The organism is Phycisphaerae bacterium, assembly GCA_028714855.1.
Taxonomy (GTDB): Bacteria; Planctomycetota; Phycisphaerae; order Sedimentisphaerales; family Anaerobacaceae; genus CAIYOL01.
This window is the reverse complement of sequence record JAQTLP010000002.1, coordinates 27,874-47,477: the sequence shown is the minus strand read 5'-3', so window position 1 is coordinate 47,477 and position 19,604 is coordinate 27,874. Positions and strand designations below refer to the sequence as shown.

Sequence of the window (19,604 nt, the reverse complement as noted above, 5' to 3'; positions counted from 1 at the left end):
CTTTCAATCCGTTTTTTAACCGTTTTGCTCCGGGTTCCTGACGATTTCAGGCGCTTTCTGCAGTATTCTATCGGCCAATCCGTAGCTGATTGCTTCTTCCGCTTCCAACCAGAGATTTCGGTCGCAATCCTTTTCTATTTTTTCCGGGCTTTGGCCTGTATGCTTAGCCACTATATTATAAAGCCTGGCGCGCAGACGCAATATCTCCTTCGTTTCAATCTCCAAATCGGTAGCGGGGCCCTCCAGTACGCCCGCGATTAACGGCTGATGCAGAAGAACACGGCTATTGGCAAGAACGAACCGCTTGCCGGCCTTGCCGCCTGACATTAGCACCGCCGCCATACTCGCCGCCTGTCCGATGCAGTAAGTTGAGACATCGCATCGCAGAAACTGCATCGTATCGTATATCGCAAGGCCTGCGGTGATTGAGCCGCCTGTCGAATTGATATAAAAATGGATGTCTGTTTTGCTGCTTTCATTGCTTAGAAACAGCATCTGGGCGACAATTAAATTCGCGGCGTCGTCATCAATCACTCCGCCGAGGAAGATAATTCTATCCTTGAGCAGCCTGGAATAAATATCGTAGGCACGTTCGGTGCGCCCACTTTTTTCAATTACGATTGGCACTAAATTTTGATTCATTGTCATATCTGGTGTTCCGTTTTATTTTTTAGTTTTTTCTTTCTTATCATCTTCAACTTCGTGGAGGACCTCGTCAACAAGGCCGTACTTCAGAGCTTCATCTGCGGTCATATATCTGTCTCTTTCGGTCTCAGCGGCGATTTTCTCAACCGGCTGGCCGGTGTGCTTCGAAAGAATCTCATTAATCATAATTTTGGCCTTGCCGATTTCCTCCGCCTGGATTTTGATATCGGCCGCCTGTCCGCTGACGCCGCCCCACGGCTGATGGAGCATAACTTTTGCGTGCGGAAGCGCGAAACGTCTGCCCTTTGTGCCTGCCGCGAGGACGACTGCTCCGCCGGACTGCGCCCTGCCGATGCAGTAAGTCGCAACGGGAGAGCCGACGAAACTTATGGTGTCGTAAATAGCCATCGTGTCGTCAACGCTGCCGCCGGGGGAATTTATGTATAAGCTGATTTCGCTGTTGCGCTTGAGGTTGTCGAGGTAGAGCATTTTCATGATGACCTCGGCAGCCCGGGCGTATGATATCTCGCCGATGAGAAAAACGATGCGGTTATCCAGCAGCATATCATCGAGACTCATCTGGCGATATCGCTGGTACTGGCTGCCTGGGCCGTACTGGTCAAGCACTTCCTGGGGTTTCAAGACCCTTTTTTCGGGACGTTCAATGAACATTTATTGCTTCCTTCAATTGATTATCAATACCCATATACCTTATCGGTTTTTTTTGCCCTTCGGTTTGCTTTTTTGGGTAGTAGTTTTGTGCTTTTGAGCCGGTTTTTTCTCCGGTGCATGGGCTTTTGGTGCTGGTTTCTTGGCCTGCTTCTTAGCAACTGTTTTAGCCGGTTTCTCTTCCGCAGTTGTTTTCGCCGGCTTAGCCGCCTTCTCCGCCTTGGCCGGTTTCTCGGCTTTTTTGGTTACTTTTCGGGGTTCGATTTCCGTTATCCTGGCTGATTCGAGCAGTTTGGCGATGCACTTATCTTCCCTGACCTGCAGCTTAAACTGCGCCAGAGAGCCGTCACGATTCATCTCTTCCCTCATTCTTTCGGGTCGCTGTCCCCGCTGAACAGCCATCTGTGCGATATGGCCGTTAATTTCCTCGTCGGTTACCTCGATCTCGAATTTCTCGGCGACTTTAGCCATTATGAATAATGTTTTGAGCTGCTCGTTTGCCTGCTGTTCGCTGCCTGCCCTGAGTTGTTCCATATGCTCTTCAATCTGCTCGCGGCCAATCCCTCTCATCATTAGGTTGGAATACTGTTTCTGCAGCAGTGCGTTAGATTGTTCTGCAACTACATCTACGGGCAGGTCAAGTTTGGTGTTGTCGAGCATATATTTGTAAATCTGTTCAGCCATCTCGCCTCTGACCTGCTGCTCCAGCCGGGCCTGGAGACTGGCCCGCAGTTTGTCCCGCAGCTCGGTTTCATCTTTGACGCCGACTCTCTGGAAGAAATTTTCATCCATCGCCGCCGGTTTGAGCCATTTCGCTTCTTTGACTGCAATTTGGACATCCACTTTTTTGCCGCGATACTCTTGCTGGAAATATGTTTTTGGTACCTCTACACTCGTTTTCTTTGTATCGCCGGTCTTGGCGCCCACAAGAAGCTCGTCCAGCTTCTCTACCGGGATTGCTCCGACAAAACCACTCGGCCTGACATATATCTCGGTATTATTAAGTTTCTGTTCTTCCTCGACGCCTTCAGTTTTCAGCACTACATCAGCTATTATCTGGTCGTTGAGCTCAACCTTTCCGCCGTCTCTCGGCGTCCATATACCCGACCACTTTTGCAGCTGCTCAATCTCCGTTTCGATTTGCTCGTCTGTGACTTTCAGCTTTTGCTTTTCTACCGGGATGCCATCGAGCTTCGGCAAATCGAACTCCGGCCTTACCTCGACCTCGAAGTCGAACTTCAGCGGCCCCGTGGCCGGCAGCTCTACCTTTTTGAAATCAATATCCGGCTCGCGAAGAATATCCAGCTTATTATCCTTAAGGGCTGACTCGCTTGCGTCGGCCAATAATTTCAGTTTAATTTGCTCTGTTGTTTCCTTGCCGAACCTTTTTTCCAGAAGCCGGCGCGGCGCCCTGCCTTTTCTAAAGCCCGGCAGCGTAATTTCCTTGCGCAAAGTCTCATACTGCTCGTCCGTGGTTTTTTTTACCGTCTCTTCCGGAATCTCTATGGTGATTTTTTTCTTACAAGGTCCCGCGTTTTCGATTTTAACCGTGTTTTTCAATTCTGTGGTTTCCTGCTCTTTGGCCATTCCAATGCTCCCGCACAACTAGCTTAAAATAATAAATAAAAAAGGCATCGAGAAAACGATTTCCCTTAGCCAGATTTCAGTATTTTTCAAACATACCGGCGACCGACGCCAAACTACTATTAGCCGATAACTCGCCGATACTATATAACTCTATAATCCTTTACTGAAAAGTTCCGTAAAGCGGGTGATGAGGCTCGAACTCACGACATTCACGTTGGCAACGTGACGCTCTACCACTGAGCTACACCCGCGTTCGTTGTTTTTATTTATTATAGAGAAGGTTTGCCGGGTCTGCAAGGGCTTTTTGGCGAAAGTTAGGCGTAAAAAACAGGGTTAGAGCAGAGAAAACCGGCAAATTTCCGGCTTGAGTTTGGGGGAAATTGAGGGGATAATTAACTCGTCGTTATAACCAAAGTAGCTGTCTATACGGGTTATGAAATAAGAATCGGCAGTAAAATGAGCACAAAGTATGTGAGATTGTTCAAGGCAGGGGTTTATGCGGGGCTATCTTTGGCGGGGGCGGTTATTTTTCTCACAACCGCCTGTGATTCGCAAAACAAAGGTTTTGTGCCAAGCCAGGCGCCGATTAGTGTAAGCCAGAAGCAGGAAACTGCAGAAGAGAAGAAGGCGGCGCGGCCGACGCATACGCATCCTGCTTTTGCGGAACGGGTAAAAGAGCGGGAGAGAATGGTTGCGGAGCAGATTCAGACGAGGGGCGTCAGAGAACCAAACGTTTTGACGGCGATGCGAATTGTGCCCCGACATGCATTTGTAGCAGGCAGCAAGCAGGACTTTGCTTACGCCGACCATCCGCTTCCGATAGGTTTCGACCAGACGATAAGCCAGCCATACATCGTGGCATTTATGACGGAGGCGTTGAGGCTTGAACCTGCTTCGAGGGTATTAGAAATCGGCACCGGCTCCGGTTACCAGGCGGCGATTTGTGCCGAGATTGCCGCGGAAGTTTATACCATTGAGATTGTCGAAGGATTAGCTAAACGGGCGGAAGAAAAACTGAAAGAGATGGGTTACCCGAACGTGTTTGTCAGGGCCGGCGATGGGTATTTCGGCTGGCCGGAGAAGGCGCCTTTTGACGCCATTATCGGTACGGCGGCGGCAGAGCGCATTCCTGAGCCGCTGATAAAGCAATTGGCCCCGGGCGGCAGGATGATATTGCCTTATGAGACCGCATCAGGTTTTCAATATCTGGTTCTGATAACAAAGGACGGCAATGGCAATCTCAGCAGGAAGAATGTTTTGCCGGTTAGATTTGTTCCGATGACCGGCGAGGTAACAAAGCCGGAGAAATAATCACATCGTATGTTCTTGTTTAAGAGATGGCGACGAAAGCGGCTCGGCAATCGGGAATTTCCTGAGGGGTGGCTGCGGATTATTGAAAAGAACGTGCCGCTATATGGCAGGCTGCCGTCCGAAGATAAAGCTGAGCTGCGGCGGCATATACTTGTATTTATGGGCGAGAAGCGGTTCGAGGGCTGCCGGGGACTCAAAATAACCGATGAGGTAAAAGTTACTATAGCTGCGCAGGCGTGCATACTGCTTCTGCATCGGGAAACCGATTATTATCCGGGGCTTTCCACGATACTGGTATATCCGCGGGCTTTTGTAGCACGGCGGGTCGAACATTTACCGGGCGGGGTAGTATCTGAGGAGCCGCAGGCGCTTAGAGGGGAATCGTGGCACCGGGGGCCGGTGGTCCTGTCGTGGGATGACATAAAGCACGATACTGCCGATGTCAACGATGGTCACAATGTCGTGTTTCACGAGTTCGCGCATCAAATCGAAAGCTGCGGCGGCAAAAGAGACGGCACGGCCGTTCTTAAAAACAGATCGAGCTATATTGCGTGGGCGCGCGTGCTGCAAAAAGATTACGAAAAGCTCAGGCGCGCGGCTGCTCAGCGCCAGCCGACTTTTTTAAATAAATACGGCGCAACTAACCCGGCGGAGTTTTTCGCAGTCGTAACGGAGTTCTTTTTTGAAAAACCCGGAGAGCTGAAAGAGATTCATCCGCAGCTTTATAACGAGTTAAAGCAGTTTTACCATCAGGACCCTGTCAGCTATTTAACTTGAAACAAAATTAAATAACGTTATAATGTCGCACCTGTAAAAATAAGATAAAATAAATCGTCGTTCATATAGGAAATACTTATGCAAAACCATCGCAAGAGCAAAATCAAGAAATTACGGAAGAGCGGCTTTAGGGCCCGGATGCGGACCAGTAAGGGCCGCAGGACAATCGGCAATAAACGCCGGGCAGGACGTCGGACCAACGTCAGAACTCTTTTCAGGAATATGTAAAACCACTTATTTTATGTATCCCTCATCAGCAATAAAACAATCGCTGTGATTCCTTAGCCGCGGGCTTCGGCCCGGCCTGGTCGAAGCCGCACGTCAAACTTGCAAATCTTGAACAAACAGCCGAAAATGCTATTATATATTTGAAATGGGCATTAATAATTCAAATCTTTTTCTTCCAACTACTCCTGAAGAGATGCGTCAGCGCGGGTGGAAACAGGCGGACATTATTCTTGTTACCGGCGATGCTTATGTTGACCATCCCTCTTTCGGGGTTACGCTGATAGGCAGATGGCTGGAGAAGCTGGGTTACAAAGTAGCGATACTCGCACAGCCCGACTGGCGGAGCGCGGATGCGTTTCGGAGCCTGGGGCCGCCGAGATTGTTTTGGGGAATTACGTCCGGGACGATAGATTCGCAGTTCAATGACTATGCTTCGATGGGGCATCGGCGAAAAAGGGATGTGTATAGTCCGGGCGGGGTCTTGGGGTTACGTCCGAGACGGCCGCTGTTTGTTTATTCGGCGCGGGTGCGCGAGGCGTTTAAGGGGATTCCTTTGATTTTAGGAGGTCTCGAAGCCAGTCTTCGCAGACTTACCCATTACGACTTTATTGAAGACAAACTCAAGAGGTCCGTCTTAATCGATGCCAAAGCTGATTTGTTAGTTCACGGCATGGCGGAAAGAGCAATTAAAGAAATTGCGGAACGGCTGAGCAGCGGCGGGTCGATTAATGATTTAGCAGGAATTGCGGGGACGGCATATCCGGTCAGGCGTGACACGACAATGCCGGAGAACGCCGTTCGTCTGCCCTCGTTGTCGCAGCAGGAGTCCGACCATAGTTTGGTAATGTCGTGCCAAAAGTCATACCAGTCGCAGGCGCATCCGAAAGGACTTCCCGTAATACAAGACCAGGAACCCGGTGAGATTGTCGTGATGCCGCCGGCCGAACCTTTGAGCGAGTTCGAAATGGACGAGCTGTATGATGCGCCTTTTGCGAGGAACTGGCATCCGAGTTACGACAAAGCGGGGGGCGTACCCGCCCTTGAGCCGATACGTTTTTCGATAACGGCCCATCGAGGATGTTTCGGCGGCTGCTCGTTTTGCGCCCTTTATTTCCACCAGGGCAGATATATCAGCAGCCGTTCAATCGGCAGTTTATTGGCAGAGGCGGACTGCCTGAAAAAGCACAAACAATTTCGCGGCACCATCAGCGATATAGGCGGTCCGACGGCCAATATGTATGGAATGAAATGCGAACAGGGTAGTGACTGCCGAAGGACGAGCTGCCTTGTTCCCTCTGTATGCAAACATCTTAAAGCCGACGCCGGGCAACTAATAAAAATGATGGAATCTTTTCTGAAATGGCAGGCCAGTCAGTCTGCTCGAACGAATATATATGTTGCTTCAGGTATCCGTCACGATTTGGCGCTTCAGAACAAGGAATATATCAAGCTGCTGGCCCGGCATTTTGTGGGCGGCCATCTTAAGGTCGCTCCGGAACATTATTGTCCGAGGGTGCTTGAGCTGATGGGTAAACCCTCGTTCGAGCTTTTAGAAGAGTTCGAGGTATATTTTCAGGAGGTGTCACGCCAGGCGGGCAAAGAGCAATACCTTGTGCCGTATTTTATAAGCGCGCATCCGGGATGCACGGCCGATGACGCGATTAAACTTACGGAATATTTAGTCTCGCGAGGGTGGTGTCCCCGCCAGGTTCAGGACTTCAGCCCCATACCGCTGACTACCTCGACAGCGATGTATGTATCAGGGCTCGACACAAAAGGCAAAAAAATCTTTATCCCGAAGGGGCACAGGGAAAAGACACTTCAGGCGGCGTTGCTGCAATACTGTGAAGAGAAAAACGAAAAGAGGGTAGCCGGTTTTCTTCGGAATCAGGGCCGGGCCGAGTTAATCAGCAAAATTGATTCTCTGCAAAAACATAGAAGGCGCTGCGAATCCGGCCAAAAAGATTACGAATTTTGATTGTTACCATTTCTTAAAAGATAAAGATAAAAGAGCAGGATTTTAGCAATCGGTCTTAAAAAAGCAATATTCAGGAAGCTGTAAGAAATCCAAGAAAAACTTGCTCAAATTCGGTCAATATGGTCGAATATTATGGTTCTGGAGTAAACTGTTACATTACATACGGTAGTTGGAGTCAGAAGACTATGAAAACCAAAGTTTTGCTTTATTTACTGCTGTCAGCGGCAATAGTCATAACCGGGTGCAAAGCCCCCATGAAGAAAGAGGCAGTTAAGCCGCCATACAATAAACCCCTGCTGCCGGGTCAGCCGGCGCTGCGCAAGATAACAAATCCGTCGGAGATACCCGATTTTACTTTAGCCTGTTTTAATGTTGAGGGTTTAAAGCCGGCAGCAGAAAGGAGTCTTAATTACCTCGGCAAGCCGTCGAGTCAGGGGTTCTTCCCTGTCGGCGATATAAGCCATCAAATAGCAGTGGACAGCTTGAAAGAATTCTCGGCGTTGCTGGGTTCGGGTGTGAAAGGTTCGGATTTGAACGCAGCCATCAGGGACAAGTTTGATGTTTATATGTCGGTAGGTTGCGACGACAACGGCACAGTGCTATTCACCGGTTATTATACGCCGATTTTTGAAGGGTCGTTCACACCCGGCGACCGTTTCAAGTATCCTCTGTATAAACAGCCGGAGAATCTGGTCAAAGATGCTAACGGCACAGTGCTCGGGCGGCGCGAGGCTGACGGCAGTATTACGCCGTACCCGCCGCGGGCCGTTATTGAAGATGCGATGCTGCTCAGGGGGCGGGAGTTAATATGGCTGACCGACCCGTTCGAAGCGTACATAGCGCACATACAGGGCTCAGCCAAAATAAGACTGCCGGATGGTAATTTGGTGACGGTAGGCTATGTTGCACATAACGGCCACGAATATAAAAGTATGTCGCAAGCTATGGTCAGAGACGGCAAGATATCCAGCTCGCAATTGAGCCTGGCCGCAATTATAAAGTACTTCAAGGAGCATCCCGACGAGGTCTCGTATTATACCCGCCTGAATCCGAGATTCGTCTTTTTCAGTAAGCAGGAGGGAGACCCCCGCGGCAGTTTGAACGAGCCTGTAACACCGATGAGAACAATTGCTACGGACAAATCAATCTTTCCTCGCGGCAGCCTGACCTTTATATCTACTACGCTGCCGAGAGAGGAGGGAGGCAGTGTTGTTATGCGGCCTTTCACCGGGTTTATGCTTGACCAGGATACGGGCGGCGCAATCCGCGCGCCCGGGCGATGTGATGTTTATATGGGCATTGGAGATACGGCAGGCAAGCTTGCGGGGCAGACGTACCAGGAAGGAAAGCTGTATTACCTGTTTTTGAAGCAGGCATCCAAATAATAAAGCGTCAAAGCCAGGCTGAAAAGGGGCATTATCAATGGCTGTTATTAAGCTCATAAGGAAAGTTACTTTCTATATAGCGGCTTTGGCGTGCCTTGCTGCAATAGTGTATGTGGGACGCGGCTGGTTCTACGGGGCCGCTACTATACGCGAGCTTTTAACTGAGAATAAACAGCTCAAAACAGCGATAACCAACCTGACATTCGAAGACCAAATCGGTTATGCAAAAGTAATTTCCCAGGAAAACCGCGACGGCAAATTGTTCACAAATATAAAGTTCGTTGAAACCGCCAGAGAAGACAAGCTAAAGAAGGTGCTCGAAAAAACTTACGCAATCGAAGGCGACATAGTGCATTTCGATGCACTGGTTGTTAAATTCGGCGACAAGATGGTAATGGACGGGGAGGAAAAGGCGCTGTACCTGTGGCGGAGGGTATATGGTGAAAATACCGCTCCGGAGAACGGCCTGATGATAGAAGAGCCGGGCGAAGAACCTCAAAGATACAAAGACTTGCTGAATTTGCTGCCGGAAAAAGAAAAAAGCCTGTTCTGGACTAATGTGTGGGAGCTGGCGAACAACTCAGACAGGCTGAGGGAATACGATATCAAAGCAGTTTACGGTAACGTTGTGTACTCCAAGCTTAGAAAAGGACTTATTTATGTTTTTAAGATAAGTCCGAGCGGGCAGCTATATCCGGAAACTGTGCCGGATATGTACGAGTAGCAACAAGGCAAAACAGCAGTGAAGAACGGAGCAGGAGGGATTCGAACCCCCGTTACCCTAAGGGTAAAACGGTTTTCAAGACCGTCGCTTTCAGCCGCTCAGCCACTGCTCCACAATAACCTGCCGCCTGTGCCCTGCATCTCATTTGGTGTGATTCTACTTAACTAATCGGCAGATTTTCGATTATTCTATGAAAAAACAGCTGTTTTGCAAGCAAATTAAGCCTAACCCGCCCAAAGCCAATTTTTGAAGAATTATAAATATTTTCCTATTTTTTAGTTGACATTACATAGTTTGTATAACATACTAATCGAAACAAAGCTAAGTGTAAAACCGTAAAAGACATGGCTGAAGAAAGGAGTCCGGGAATGAAATTTGAAGCTCAGTTGTTAAAAGGTATCGCCCCGGTGGTCGTCCTGCAGATTCTCTCCCGCGGTCCAATGTATGGCTACGAGCTGGGTAAGGCCATCGAGCAGCGAAGCGGCGAAATATTGTCTCTTGGTAAAGGGACGCTGTATCCGCTGCTTTACAATCTCGAAGCAAAAAAACTTATCAGGGGCAGGTGGGAGAAAACCAGCTCCGACCGGAAGAGGCGGTATTACTCCATCACCAGCAAGGGCAAAGCCCAGCTTGCGGAGCAAAGAGGGCAATTAAAGGAGCTGAACGCTGGCCTGAAGCTTGTCTTCGGCCGGGTGCTTTCCCCTGCCTGAAATTGCGGATTGCCGTCCCACCCTTGGTGAGGTCTTGCTAAAGGCGGATTTAATTTTTCTATGGAGAGGTTCACGATGGCAAATAAATTTAAAGACAGCGAATTGCAAAATCTTCCTGCCTGTGCTGCGGAGTATATAAAGCTCGTAATAAAAAAGATGCGGTATCGCAAAAAAGTCCGGCTGGATGTTCAGGCGGAGCTGGCGGCGCATTTTGAGGATGAATTGCGAGACTGCAAAACAGATGAGGAAAAAGAACAAAAGGCCCGGCGGCTAATCGAAGATTTCGGCGATGCGAAATTGCTTGCTGTTTTACTCCGCCGGGCCAAAAAACGCTGCCGGCCTCTCTGGCGAACGGTTGTCGCAAGGACATTACAGACTATAGGTGTGCTGATTTTGTTTTTGGCCGTCTATACTATATGGTTCCTTACCGGCAAACCGGCGATAACTGTTGATTACGTTGCCGAGTTTAATCGCCTCACCCCTCCCGTTGCCGATGAGAGTTTGAACGCAGCGCCGCTTTTTGAGCAGGCGGCAGCCACATGTCCGAACATGCCGGAGGATGAAAGCGGCTTTCGGCAAAAAAGTTTCTTTGATGCAAATGAAACTGAGCGTCAAGCAATCAAGGATTGGGTACAGCTTTGTTCCGACAGTTTAAATCTCATTGCTCAAGGCACTGAAAAGCCTTATTTCTGGCAGCAATACAAGACAAGTGACAGCCAGGACAACGACAACTCAATGGTGGAGGTTCTCTTCCCTAATCTTATAAAGTTTCGCCATCTAACCGCAGCTTTTTGCTTCCGGGCGCAGATTCAAGCCATCAAAGGAGAATATTCACAGGCCTTTGACGACCTGATAATCTGCTATAAGTTCGGCAGGCTCGCAGGTCAGGGAGAAAAGACTCTTGTCGAACAACTTGTTGGTATGGGAATTCAGGCGAAGGCCGCTAATAACATCCGTGAAATACTAAGCCTTTACCCTGTCGGCAATGAAGAATTAGCTGTTTTACAAACGGATTTTGCCGAGGCCCAGGCTGGCCAGGAGTTCGGGATACGGCTGCTATTTGAGAAATTGGCGGTAGATGACGAAATCCAGCGGTGCTTTACCGAAGACCGGCTTGGCGGTGGGCACCTCTATCTTCGACGCCTGCCTGTTATGGAAGCTTTAGCGGGAGGAAAAGATAGTTCTGAAAGTTCACAGGATATCTTAAGTGAAATTTCGGAAGTAACGAGAGTTTTGTTTTTCCATCCGAATAAGGCTCAGACAAAGCAGAAAGCCGATGAGTATTATGACTTTTTTGAAAAGATATCAAAAAAGAGTCCTGCTGAATTGAAACTTAAATCGATTGACTTAAACAAGCAGATTGAATCTATGATTAAAGGAAACCTTTTCCTGAATATCTGGGCGCCGGCATTGGGCTCGGTGTATAAAACGAGTTATCGTGTCAAGGCCAACGTCCAGTCAGCACCGGTCATTATTGCGGCACTGCGATTCAAAATCGACAAAGGACAATATCCGGAGAATTTAGCTGAGCTTCAGCAGTCCGGGTATATCAAAGAAATGCCAATCGACCCATTCACCGAGCAGCCGCTGGTTTACAAAAGGACTGCGGACACTTTCACGTTATACAGTGTGGGCTTTAATTTCGAAGATGACAGTGGGCAGGTGTATCGCGATGAAAAAGGTAAAGTCAAATTATGGGCCGATGAAGGCGATGCTGTATTCTGGCCGGTGCAAAAATAAAATACAGACAAGCAGACTGGGTTTATCACTGCGGTAGGAGTTTGTGAAAGGGAATTGCGTTAGTAATCAGTGTTGAAGCTTGCAGTTCGCTGGGCCTTTCGCATACGCCGGCGGTTTTTTTCCGAGGGCTTCTCGTAGTAAGCATTACGCTTCATATCTCTGATTAGACCCTCTTTTTCACACAGCTTTTTAAAGCGTCTCATCATTTGCTGAACTGATTCGCCTGTACGCGATTTTACTTTGAGCATATCAAAAGGACCCTTTCAATCCCTAAAAATCCAAACAAAGGGAAAAAAACATCGTATTTCTAATTCGTCAAAACTAATAAGAATTGTTACTGTAATTTAGATTTTGGTTTTTTTCAAGCCAAAAAATGTTTGTCAGCGGTTTTTTATGCAAAAACGGCCTTTTTGGGCTAAAAACGGCGATTATACGCTCAAAAAACGTGCAAATCTGCCGGGTGCCGTGATATTATTGAGCAATATTGGCAAATGTGCTAAAATAATGTGCAAAAGTGGTTTTGGAGGCGTTTTTAATTGGAAAAATTGCGCGAGACGCTGAGAGTCAGGAAAGAACGGGCTATTTTAGTGGCCGCTGTCCTGCACCATCGCAGCGATTCGGATGATTTGGTTGAACTTACGGCGCTGGCGGAAAGTGCCGGTGCGGTTGTCGTAGACAGATTTCAGCAGAAAATCCGGAAAATCAATCCGACTACATACATAGGTAAAGGCAAAGCCGACCTGCTTGCCGAGCGGGTCAAGCGGTTCAAGGCTGATGTTATTATATTCGATAACGACCTGTCGCCTGCCCAGATTCGCGAGCTTGAGGAGATTATCCATATCAAGGTCCTCGACCGCAGCGAGCTGATTCTGGACATCTTCGCCACCAGGGCACAAACCAAACAGGCTCAGCTTCAGGTTGAACTGGCTCAGCTTGAATATACCTATCCGAGATTGGCTGGTATGTGGTCGCACTTAGACAGCGTAGCGGGCGTGGGCGGAGCGACTGCCGCCGGCGCGGTCGGCGCCATAGGGACAAGAGGGCCGGGCGAGCAGCAGCTGGAAATCGACAGGCGTATTGTCTCCAAACGGATCATAGACCTCAAGCGCGAGCTTGATAATATCGACGAGCGCAGAGTCCGTGAGATTGACGGCCGAAAAGGAATGTTCAAAACCTGTATCGTCGGATATACCAACGCCGGCAAAAGCACGCTTATCAACGCCCTTACCGATGCGGGCGTCCATGTCGAGGACCGGCTCTTTGCGACACTCGATACGCGGACAAGAAAATGGACGCCGGTCAAAGGCGTGGATGTTCTTATCAGCGACACGGTCGGTTTTGTGAAAAATCTGCCCCACCAGTTAGTCGCATCATTCAAGGCGACGCTCGAAGAGGCCGTCAACGCCGACCTGCTTATCCACGTCGTCGATACGGCAAGTCCCGAGGTGCTCAAGCAGATTGAATCTGTGGATAAAGTTCTGGCGGAAATCGGCTGCGGGGAAAAGCCGATTTTGAAGGCCCTCAATAAAGTCGATGCCGTCAGAAAAATCGGCGATGTTGAAATGCTCCAGACGCTTTTTCCTGATGCGGTCTGCATATCAGCTAAAACTGGCTTCGGCCTGGAAGAATTAAGCGAGGCCGTAGCGGTGAAATATAGAGGCGGAGAAATTCTGCTGCGGGTCTGCTGCAGCCAGTCGAACGGCAAAGTCCAGAGTTTTCTGCGGGCATACGGGCAGGTCTTAAAAGAGGAATATAACGAGGGTTCTGTTCTGATTGAAGTCAGACTTGGCCGAAACCAGATGCCCGGCCTGCAAAGACTACACCCCGAAACCATTGAAACTATCTCTGGATAAATTGGGTTCGTTTGGGTTCGTTTTTCGAAGTTGGTAGTTCGTTGTTCGTAGTTGTTAGTTATTGTCGAACAGGGGGTTAGGTTCATTTCTGGCATTTTGGAAATTGGGTTCGTTTTGCATAATTTTGTTGTTTTGATTGATTTTTTTGCTGTAAACAGAAAATCTCCGTGTCTGCCACAGAGAGCACAGAGAAAAAAAGAGAAGTAAATTATAAACAGTATTATTTGGTTATTGGTAACCGCTCATTAGCAATTCCTTTCAAGAGAGACTATCTCTCTACTGTTGGAGGAACATGCGCGTTTGATGCGAAAATTGTGGGGTTTTTGGATGTGCGGTTTTGGCTAAGTCGTTGCAGTTAAAGAGATAGAAAAAATTACGAAATTTCAGATTTTACCAAACAACTACTTGCGCATTTGATTGATTTTTTAGTATTGCGTAAAGTAGCCGAACTGGAGGACGCAACAGCAAATTTTAATGTTTGCGGGGGAAAAATTTGCGGGTAAAATGGGGGGAAATATATTCTTTCGGAGGAAATATGAAAAAAGTATTGTTTATTTTATTGCTTATCCTTGGTTTTTCTTCATTCGCTCAGGCAGCAAAAATCAAAATCGATGTTGACAGAACAATCGGAGAGATTGACCCGAAAATCTACGGGGTCTTTATGGAACCCATTACATTTTCCCCTAAAATGCTTGGTCTGGAAGGCAACACACCAATAAATACGCTTTATGGGCCGCTGTATAATCCCGAATCCGACCTTGCTGATGAAAACGGATTCAATAGGGAATACATCGAAGCGGCGAAGGAACTTGGGATAACCAATATGCGCTGGCCTGGCGGAAATTACGTTGCGGGATACAACTGGCAGGACGGGATAGGGCCTAAAGAAAACCGGCCGGTGCGCAAAGAACTGGCATGGGACGGTATTGAAAACAACCATGTGGGGACCGATGAATGGATTGCGCTGAACAAGTCCATCGGCTCTGAAAATGTCGTTTGCATCAATCTCGGAACGGGAACCGTCGACGATGCCCGCTACTGGGTCGAATATTGTAATTGTGAGCCGGGCACTTACTATGCGGACCTGAGGAAAAAGTATGGAAATGAAAAGCCGTTCGGCGTGAAGTACTGGTGCCTTGGCAACGAGGTGGACGGCGAGCCGTGGATTATAGGGTATAAGAACGCGGAGGACTATTGCAAAATCGCGAAAGTGGCGGCCAGAGCGATGCGGAATACGGATAAGAGTATAAAGCTGGTCGCCTGCGGGGCATCCAATTATGAAGCGACGGGGAAATATGTCGACTGGAACTGGAAAGTTATAAATGAATTGAGAGACTTTGCAGATTACATCTCCGTTCACCGCTACTGGGACCCTTCGGACGATTATTATGTTTATGTCGGTCAGCGGGCGATAGACCTCGAAGAGAAGATTTCTATGGTCGCCTCGCAAATCGAAACAGTCAGGATACGGTACGGGCTGGATAAGCCGATTTATTTGTCAGTGGATGAATACGGCGCCTTTGGAAAAGGTATGCTTCCGGTGCTCGCAGCCGGGCAATACTTTAACGCATTCATCCGTCATGCCGATGTCGTTAAGATGGCAAACTATACGCTTTTTACCTCATTATTGAGTTTTGACAAAGATAAAGGTTTGTTTAAAACTCCGTTATTCCACACTTTCAAATTATTTTCAAACAATTGTCACGGCAGGTCAGTTGACGTTTTCACAGACTGCGATACCTATGATACAAATGAATGTAAGGGTATTGCCTACCTCGATGCAACAGCCGTTTTTAATGATGTAAATGATACACTATTCATTAATGTCGTAAACAGGCATAAAGATAAATCAATCGAGACTGAAATTCTCAGCACTTCCGGAACATTTTCCGGTGAGGCTGCGGCAAGTGTGGTTAATAGACAAGATATTTATGAGGATTTTATTTTTGATAAAAAGGAAGAATACATTCCGAAAACAGCGGAATTGTCGGTTGAAGGGAAAAAGATAACCTACTCTTTCCCGGCACATTCATTTGTGCAAATAAAGGTGAAAATAAAGAAGTAAGCAGGAACAGCCACCTATTTTTTTGATAAGGGGGCTTTTGGAAATTAGAATTTACCGCGCCTTTGATGTGGCAAGGCCACTTACTTACGTGCGCGGCTCTGTAACCCGCGCAATAAATTGCGGGGCTAAATACGAACACCTACGTTGCAATTCCTGCGTTTGGCCGTATAATTCCCTCTATGTTCAAGAATATCTCCATAATCGGTGATGGTGCGATGGGCACTGTTTTGGCTATGCTGCTCTGCGAAAAAGCATCAACCGCAGAGTTCGCAAAGACCGCCGAGAAAAAACCAAAGTCAGACGATATACACAATACGCAATACGCAATACGAGTTCGGATGTGGGGTTATGACTGTGAGCAGTTAAAACAGATAGAGTCAGGCCGTGAAAACAAAAAATTCCTGCCCGGCTATAAACTGCCGGAAAACCTTGTATTCGAGAGCGATGATAATCGCATAATGGCCGATGCCGATTTGATTGTGTCGGCTGTGCCGTGTCAATTTATGCGTGAAGTTTGGGGCAGGCTCAAAAATTATGTCCCCAAAGGAGTTCCTATTGTCTCGGTAACCAAGGGCATTGAGAATGATACGCTGATGCGGCCGAGTGAGATTTTAGCTGATGTGCTGGGCGGGGATGTGCGATGTGTCGTGCTGAGCGGGCCGACCATTTCCGATGAATTAGCAAGAAAACTACCGGCGACGGCTTGTGTTGCGTGCAGCGATGAGCAGTTGGCCAAGGCGGTTCAACGCACCTTTTCAACTAATTGGCTGCGCGTTTATACCAACACAGATGTTGTCGGCGTTGAGTTAGCAGGCGCGATGAAGAACATTATCGCTATCGCCGCGGGAATTGTGGACGGGATGGGGCTCGGCGATAACGCGAAGGCTGCGCTATTGAGCAGGGGACTTGCCGAGATAACCAGATTGGGTGTTGCCTGCGGAGCAAGGCCGCAGACATTCGCGGGGTTAGCAGGGCTAGGCGATTTGGTGACAACCTGCATTTCTCTCAGCGGGAGAAACCGCTCGTTCGGCGAAAGAATAGGTAAGGGCCAAACCGTAGAGCAGGCCAAAAAAGCAACTGATTCAGTTATTGAAGGTATCGCTACCTGCGAATCTGTCGTTGCTCTCGGCAGGCAAAAGAATGTTGAGATGCCGATTACTTGCGCTATCTATGAAATACTGTTTGAGGGCAAATCGGTGCAGGCGGCGATTGCTGATTTAATGAAGCGTCAGCTCAAGGCCGAATAGCTTCTTTGTAACAACCGAAAAACAGACACACAAAAACACGTCCTATAACGTTTATTTTAATTTTTTAAATTTTTATGATTTTTCTGCGCGCTGTTTTGGAAAGAACGCGGTTGAAAACGCACATTTTATAGGGCGTAGAATTAACTTTTTGCCGCTGTTTGGCTGAAGGGGGTCTGTTTCATATATTTTAGTTGGCCATATCTTGGCCAAAAATAGGGGTTGGGCTGGTTTCCGTTTCGCAATACTCTGCGAATAAGGTTGCGGTCAGTTTTTGCGGGAGAGGTTTATATATATGTTCAGGTTTCTGAAAAACAGTTCGGGTTCAGGCGTTCCTGTTCTGCGACGTATTGCAGAGCTGCCGGGCGCTATTTCCCGTATTTTGAGTTCCGCAAAATGGACCCCGATTGGTATGGATATTGGAAACGACGCTCTGACAGCGGTCCAATTTGAACGAAACAAAAGAGGCGCAATTTTGGTTGCGGCCGGCAGTAAGAATCGGCCGGTGAATATAGAGTTCGGCAGCAGCAATTGGCAAAGATGGGCAATCGAAGCTATACGTGAGTTGACAACGGGCGGCAGATTTCACGGTAGAGACGTAATAGCGGCTATGCCGGCAAGCGAGGTGTTTATTGACCATATGAAAATGCCGAAGATAGAGAAGGACAAACTGGAGGACGCTCTCTTTTCGAAGATAAAACAGAAACTGCCGTTCGAGGCTGATGATGCGATGATAAAGTACCTTCCCGCTGAGGATGATAATGTTATGGTAGTAGCAGTCGAGCGGAAGAAAATTGACAGGCATCTGGCGATATACGAAGAGGCGAATCTTCAAATTAAGTCTATTGCTGTTTGGCCGACGGCACTGACGAACAACTATGTCAGATTTTTCGGCAGACGTAAAACTGATGTCGAAGCGATAGTGATGCTGCTCAATATAGATACGAGTTATACGAATGTTGTAATTTGCCGTCATAAGAATCCGCTTTTTGCCTGTTCGATACCAGTAGGGACAAAGCAGCTTCGGCCGGCTTCCAACGGCGGCGCTACCGATGAAATGACAGCAAAATTAGTGCTGGAATTGACCGGCTGCAGGCGGCGTTTCGGCTTGATGTACGAAGATGCTCACATAGAGCGTTTGATTTTCCTTAGTCATACTATCGATAGAGATGTGTGTACGACGATAGCGAAGCAAATGGAAATGCCGGCACAGATGGGGGATTGTCTGACGGCAGTGGAAGAGGCAAATGTCGACGGCTTAGTGATAGACAGAAGGGGATGCGAGGTTAATTGGGCCACCGCCTTTGGGCTTAGCTTATCTTAAGAACCTGATAAGAGAAGATGGATGTAAAAAATGCTGAACGTAAATCTTGTACCTGATGATTACATTCAAAGCGGGGAATGCCGGAGAACAAACCTGATGTATCTTGTGCTGTTCACGGTGGTGATGGCAGCATTTGGTGGTGTTTTTATGACTATCAAGGTGCGGCAGGGAGCTCTTGGTGTAAAGGAAAAACTTGTAAATGCCAAGATGACCCGTGCCAAAGAAGCCATAAAGCAATTCGAAGAGCTTCAAACAAATCGCAAAGCAATGATAAAGACGGCCCTTACTACGGCGGAATTGCTTGAGCCGGTGCCGCGAAGCGTTCTGCTGGCGTCGTTGACGAATGACTTGCCGAGGGGGGTATCGCTTTTGCGGCTGAACGTTGTTCAAAAAGCGCCTAAGACAGTAAATCGCTCTGCAAGAGCTAATAAATACGAGCAGGCAAAAGCTAAACAGGCAGCGGAGGTTCAGCCGGAGGTGTCGCCGGAAAAATTGCTGGAGACATGGATAGATATTGAGGGCATTGCTCCCAGTGACATTCAGGTCGCGGCCTATATTGAGCAGTTGTCCGCTTCCGACGGATTGCTGGACAATGTAGCGCTGGTGGAATCGAAAGAATGCCTAATCGGAGGCATCGTATTCAGACAATTTAAGCTGACGGCAATGCTTAGAAAAGACATCCATCCTACCACAGAAGATGTCGATGGGATCAGGGCCAAACGTGAGGAGGCGGTTTATTGATTGTTGAAGCGGGCTGCTGTTTTGTGCAGACCTGTTATCGATAACAGTTGCGAAGAGGCAAAATTATGACGAGCGGTTTAAGAAAAGCTGTGTTTTTCGTTTTGTTAGTCGGGGTGGCTTACGCTGCGTACCAATATATGATTAAGCCGGCCAACAGGCATTTGACCGAGCAGAAAGCCCGGCTTGCGACGAAATTGGCCAATTTGTCCGAATTTGAAAAGGCCACCGCGGCGGCAGAAGACTTAAGTCATCAGCTTGAACAATTACAAGAGGCGGTAGAATTTTTTGAAAGCAAGCTGCCGCCTACGATTGAAATCGACAAGGTTCTTGGGGACATAACCGTTATCGGGGAAAAGCAGGGGGTAAAGTGCAGGACAATCCGGAGGCTGGAGAAAAAAGATAATAGCGGGTACGTCGAGCAGCTCCTGGAAATGAAATTGGAGGGAGATTTTGATTCGTTTTATTCGTTCCTTTTAGAGCTTGAGAAACTTCCCCGCATAATGAAAGTACGCAAGCTTGAGTTGGTGAAACAGGAGAAAAGCGAGGGGCAAATAGCAGTTGATTTTGTAGTGAGCATATTTTTCCAGAGTAAAACCGGTTAAAAAATTGTCCGCCGCAGGCGG

Annotated in this window: 17 protein-coding genes and 2 tRNA genes; 13 read left to right on the top strand and 6 right to left on the bottom strand. The window is 48.0% G+C overall.

All coding sequences use genetic code 11. From position 1 onward, the window contains the following. Nucleotides 1-15: 15 nt before the first annotated feature. From PHG53_01935 to PHG53_01920, 4 genes are all read right to left on the bottom strand, one after another. A complete protein-coding gene (locus PHG53_01935; GenBank protein ID MDD5380385.1) occupies nt 16-648 on the bottom strand; it encodes an ATP-dependent Clp protease proteolytic subunit in 633 nt (210 codons plus the stop codon). A gap of 15 nt (nt 649-663) precedes the next feature. Beyond that, on the bottom strand, nt 664-1,317 hold the full coding sequence (locus tag PHG53_01930) for an ATP-dependent Clp protease proteolytic subunit (protein MDD5380384.1): 654 nt from the start codon (nt 1,315-1,317) through the stop codon (nt 664-666). Nucleotides 1,318-1,356: 39 nt separating this feature from the next. Beyond that, nucleotides 1,357-2,901, bottom strand: a complete 1,545-nt coding sequence (gene tig, locus PHG53_01925) for a trigger factor (GenBank protein MDD5380383.1) — start codon at nt 2,899-2,901, stop codon at nt 1,357-1,359. A 179-nt stretch (nt 2,902-3,080) separates the two neighbouring features. After that, nucleotides 3,081-3,152 (bottom strand) — tRNA-Gly (locus tag PHG53_01920). 205 nt (nt 3,153-3,357) lie between these two features. Between PHG53_01920 and PHG53_01915 the strand changes: the two genes are divergently transcribed. The 5 genes from PHG53_01915 (at nt 3,358) to PHG53_01895 (ending at nt 9,304) form a co-directional block, all read left to right on the top strand. Next, complete coding sequence (locus PHG53_01915) at nt 3,358-4,212, top strand: protein-L-isoaspartate(D-aspartate) O-methyltransferase (GenBank protein ID MDD5380382.1); 855 nt, start codon at nt 3,358-3,360, stop codon at nt 4,210-4,212. Nucleotides 4,213-4,221: 9 nt separating this feature from the next. Next, nucleotides 4,222-4,989 (top strand): zinc-dependent peptidase, encoded by a 768-nt coding sequence (locus tag PHG53_01910; GenBank protein MDD5380381.1) that lies wholly within the window; start codon nt 4,222-4,224, stop codon nt 4,987-4,989. A gap of 373 nt (nt 4,990-5,362) precedes the next feature. Beyond that, complete coding sequence (locus PHG53_01905) at nt 5,363-7,195, top strand: YgiQ family radical SAM protein (protein ID MDD5380380.1); 1,833 nt, start codon at nt 5,363-5,365, stop codon at nt 7,193-7,195. Between the two features lie 185 nt (nt 7,196-7,380). After that, nucleotides 7,381-8,580: an MltA domain-containing protein gene (locus PHG53_01900; protein ID MDD5380379.1), complete on the top strand. Its 1,200-nt coding sequence runs from the start codon at nt 7,381-7,383 to the stop codon at nt 8,578-8,580. Between the two features lie 37 nt (nt 8,581-8,617). Beyond that, nucleotides 8,618-9,304 (top strand): hypothetical protein, encoded by a 687-nt coding sequence (locus PHG53_01895; GenBank protein ID MDD5380378.1) that lies wholly within the window; start codon nt 8,618-8,620, stop codon nt 9,302-9,304. A 26-nt stretch (nt 9,305-9,330) separates the two neighbouring features. Here PHG53_01895 and PHG53_01890 read toward each other — a convergent pair. After that, a tRNA-Ser gene (locus PHG53_01890) sits at nt 9,331-9,416 on the bottom strand. Between the two features lie 256 nt (nt 9,417-9,672). Here PHG53_01890 and PHG53_01885 point away from each other — a divergent pair. Both PHG53_01885 and PHG53_01880 read left to right on the top strand, forming a co-directional pair. Then, nucleotides 9,673-10,014, top strand: a complete 342-nt coding sequence (locus PHG53_01885) for a helix-turn-helix transcriptional regulator (GenBank protein MDD5380377.1) — start codon at nt 9,673-9,675, stop codon at nt 10,012-10,014. A gap of 75 nt (nt 10,015-10,089) precedes the next feature. Then, entirely contained in the window at nt 10,090-11,754 is a 1,665-nt protein-coding gene (locus PHG53_01880) for a hypothetical protein (GenBank protein MDD5380376.1), read from the top strand. 59 nt (nt 11,755-11,813) lie between these two features. Here the strand turns inward: PHG53_01880 and rpsU are convergent, their stop codons facing one another. Next, nucleotides 11,814-12,002, bottom strand: a complete 189-nt coding sequence (gene rpsU, locus PHG53_01875; GenBank protein ID MDD5380375.1) for a 30S ribosomal protein S21 — start codon at nt 12,000-12,002, stop codon at nt 11,814-11,816. 288 nt (nt 12,003-12,290) lie between these two features. Between rpsU and hflX the strand changes: the two genes are divergently transcribed. The 6 genes from hflX to pilO all read left to right on the top strand — a co-directional run bounded on the left by hflX (nt 12,291) and on the right by pilO (nt 19,583). Next, nucleotides 12,291-13,607 (top strand): GTPase HflX, encoded by a 1,317-nt coding sequence (hflX, locus tag PHG53_01870; GenBank protein ID MDD5380374.1) that lies wholly within the window; start codon nt 12,291-12,293, stop codon nt 13,605-13,607. 535 nt (nt 13,608-14,142) lie between these two features. Further along, on the top strand, nt 14,143-15,672 hold the full coding sequence (locus PHG53_01865) for an alpha-L-arabinofuranosidase C-terminal domain-containing protein (GenBank protein ID MDD5380373.1): 1,530 nt from the start codon (nt 14,143-14,145) through the stop codon (nt 15,670-15,672). A gap of 179 nt (nt 15,673-15,851) precedes the next feature. Next, complete coding sequence (locus PHG53_01860; protein ID MDD5380372.1) at nt 15,852-16,919, top strand: NAD(P)-dependent glycerol-3-phosphate dehydrogenase; 1,068 nt, start codon at nt 15,852-15,854, stop codon at nt 16,917-16,919. A gap of 292 nt (nt 16,920-17,211) precedes the next feature. Then, a complete protein-coding gene (locus PHG53_01855) occupies nt 17,212-18,240 on the top strand; it encodes a type II secretion system protein GspL (protein ID MDD5380371.1) in 1,029 nt (342 codons plus the stop codon). Between the two features lie 30 nt (nt 18,241-18,270). Next, a complete protein-coding gene (locus PHG53_01850; GenBank protein MDD5380370.1) occupies nt 18,271-18,981 on the top strand; it encodes a hypothetical protein in 711 nt (236 codons plus the stop codon). Nucleotides 18,982-19,046: 65 nt separating this feature from the next. Next, nucleotides 19,047-19,583 carry a type 4a pilus biogenesis protein PilO gene (gene pilO / locus PHG53_01845; GenBank protein ID MDD5380369.1) on the top strand — a complete coding sequence of 179 codons (537 nt, stop codon included), beginning with the start codon at nt 19,047-19,049 and terminating at the stop codon, nt 19,581-19,583. Nucleotides 19,584-19,604: the final 21 nt, after the last annotated feature.

What these genes read in the sequence shown, in the direction of transcription:
- PHG53_01895 (MDD5380378.1), top strand. Translation starts at nt 8,618, where the DNA reads ATGGCTGTTATTAAGCTCATAAGGAAAGTTACTTTCTATATAGCGGCT.
- tig (MDD5380383.1), bottom strand. Translation starts at nt 2,901, where the DNA reads ATGGCCAAAGAGCAGGAAACCACAGAATTGAAAAACACGGTTAAAATC.
- PHG53_01905 (MDD5380380.1), top strand. Translation starts at nt 5,363, where the DNA reads ATGGGCATTAATAATTCAAATCTTTTTCTTCCAACTACTCCTGAAGAG.
- PHG53_01935 (MDD5380385.1), bottom strand. Translation starts at nt 648, where the DNA reads ATGACAATGAATCAAAATTTAGTGCCAATCGTAATTGAAAAAAGTGGG.
- PHG53_01860 (MDD5380372.1), top strand. Translation starts at nt 15,852, where the DNA reads ATGTTCAAGAATATCTCCATAATCGGTGATGGTGCGATGGGCACTGTT.
- pilO (MDD5380369.1), top strand. Translation starts at nt 19,047, where the DNA reads ATGACGAGCGGTTTAAGAAAAGCTGTGTTTTTCGTTTTGTTAGTCGGG.
- PHG53_01915 (MDD5380382.1), top strand. Translation starts at nt 3,358, where the DNA reads ATGAGCACAAAGTATGTGAGATTGTTCAAGGCAGGGGTTTATGCGGGG.
- PHG53_01910 (MDD5380381.1), top strand. Translation starts at nt 4,222, where the DNA reads ATGTTCTTGTTTAAGAGATGGCGACGAAAGCGGCTCGGCAATCGGGAA.
- PHG53_01880 (MDD5380376.1), top strand. Translation starts at nt 10,090, where the DNA reads ATGGCAAATAAATTTAAAGACAGCGAATTGCAAAATCTTCCTGCCTGT.
- PHG53_01900 (MDD5380379.1), top strand. Translation starts at nt 7,381, where the DNA reads ATGAAAACCAAAGTTTTGCTTTATTTACTGCTGTCAGCGGCAATAGTC.
- PHG53_01865 (MDD5380373.1), top strand. Translation starts at nt 14,143, where the DNA reads ATGAAAAAAGTATTGTTTATTTTATTGCTTATCCTTGGTTTTTCTTCA.
- PHG53_01855 (MDD5380371.1), top strand. Translation starts at nt 17,212, where the DNA reads ATGTTCAGGTTTCTGAAAAACAGTTCGGGTTCAGGCGTTCCTGTTCTG.
- PHG53_01885 (MDD5380377.1), top strand. Translation starts at nt 9,673, where the DNA reads ATGAAATTTGAAGCTCAGTTGTTAAAAGGTATCGCCCCGGTGGTCGTC.
- PHG53_01850 (MDD5380370.1), top strand. Translation starts at nt 18,271, where the DNA reads ATGCTGAACGTAAATCTTGTACCTGATGATTACATTCAAAGCGGGGAA.
- PHG53_01930 (MDD5380384.1), bottom strand. Translation starts at nt 1,317, where the DNA reads ATGTTCATTGAACGTCCCGAAAAAAGGGTCTTGAAACCCCAGGAAGTG.
- rpsU (MDD5380375.1), bottom strand. Translation starts at nt 12,002, where the DNA reads ATGCTCAAAGTAAAATCGCGTACAGGCGAATCAGTTCAGCAAATGATG.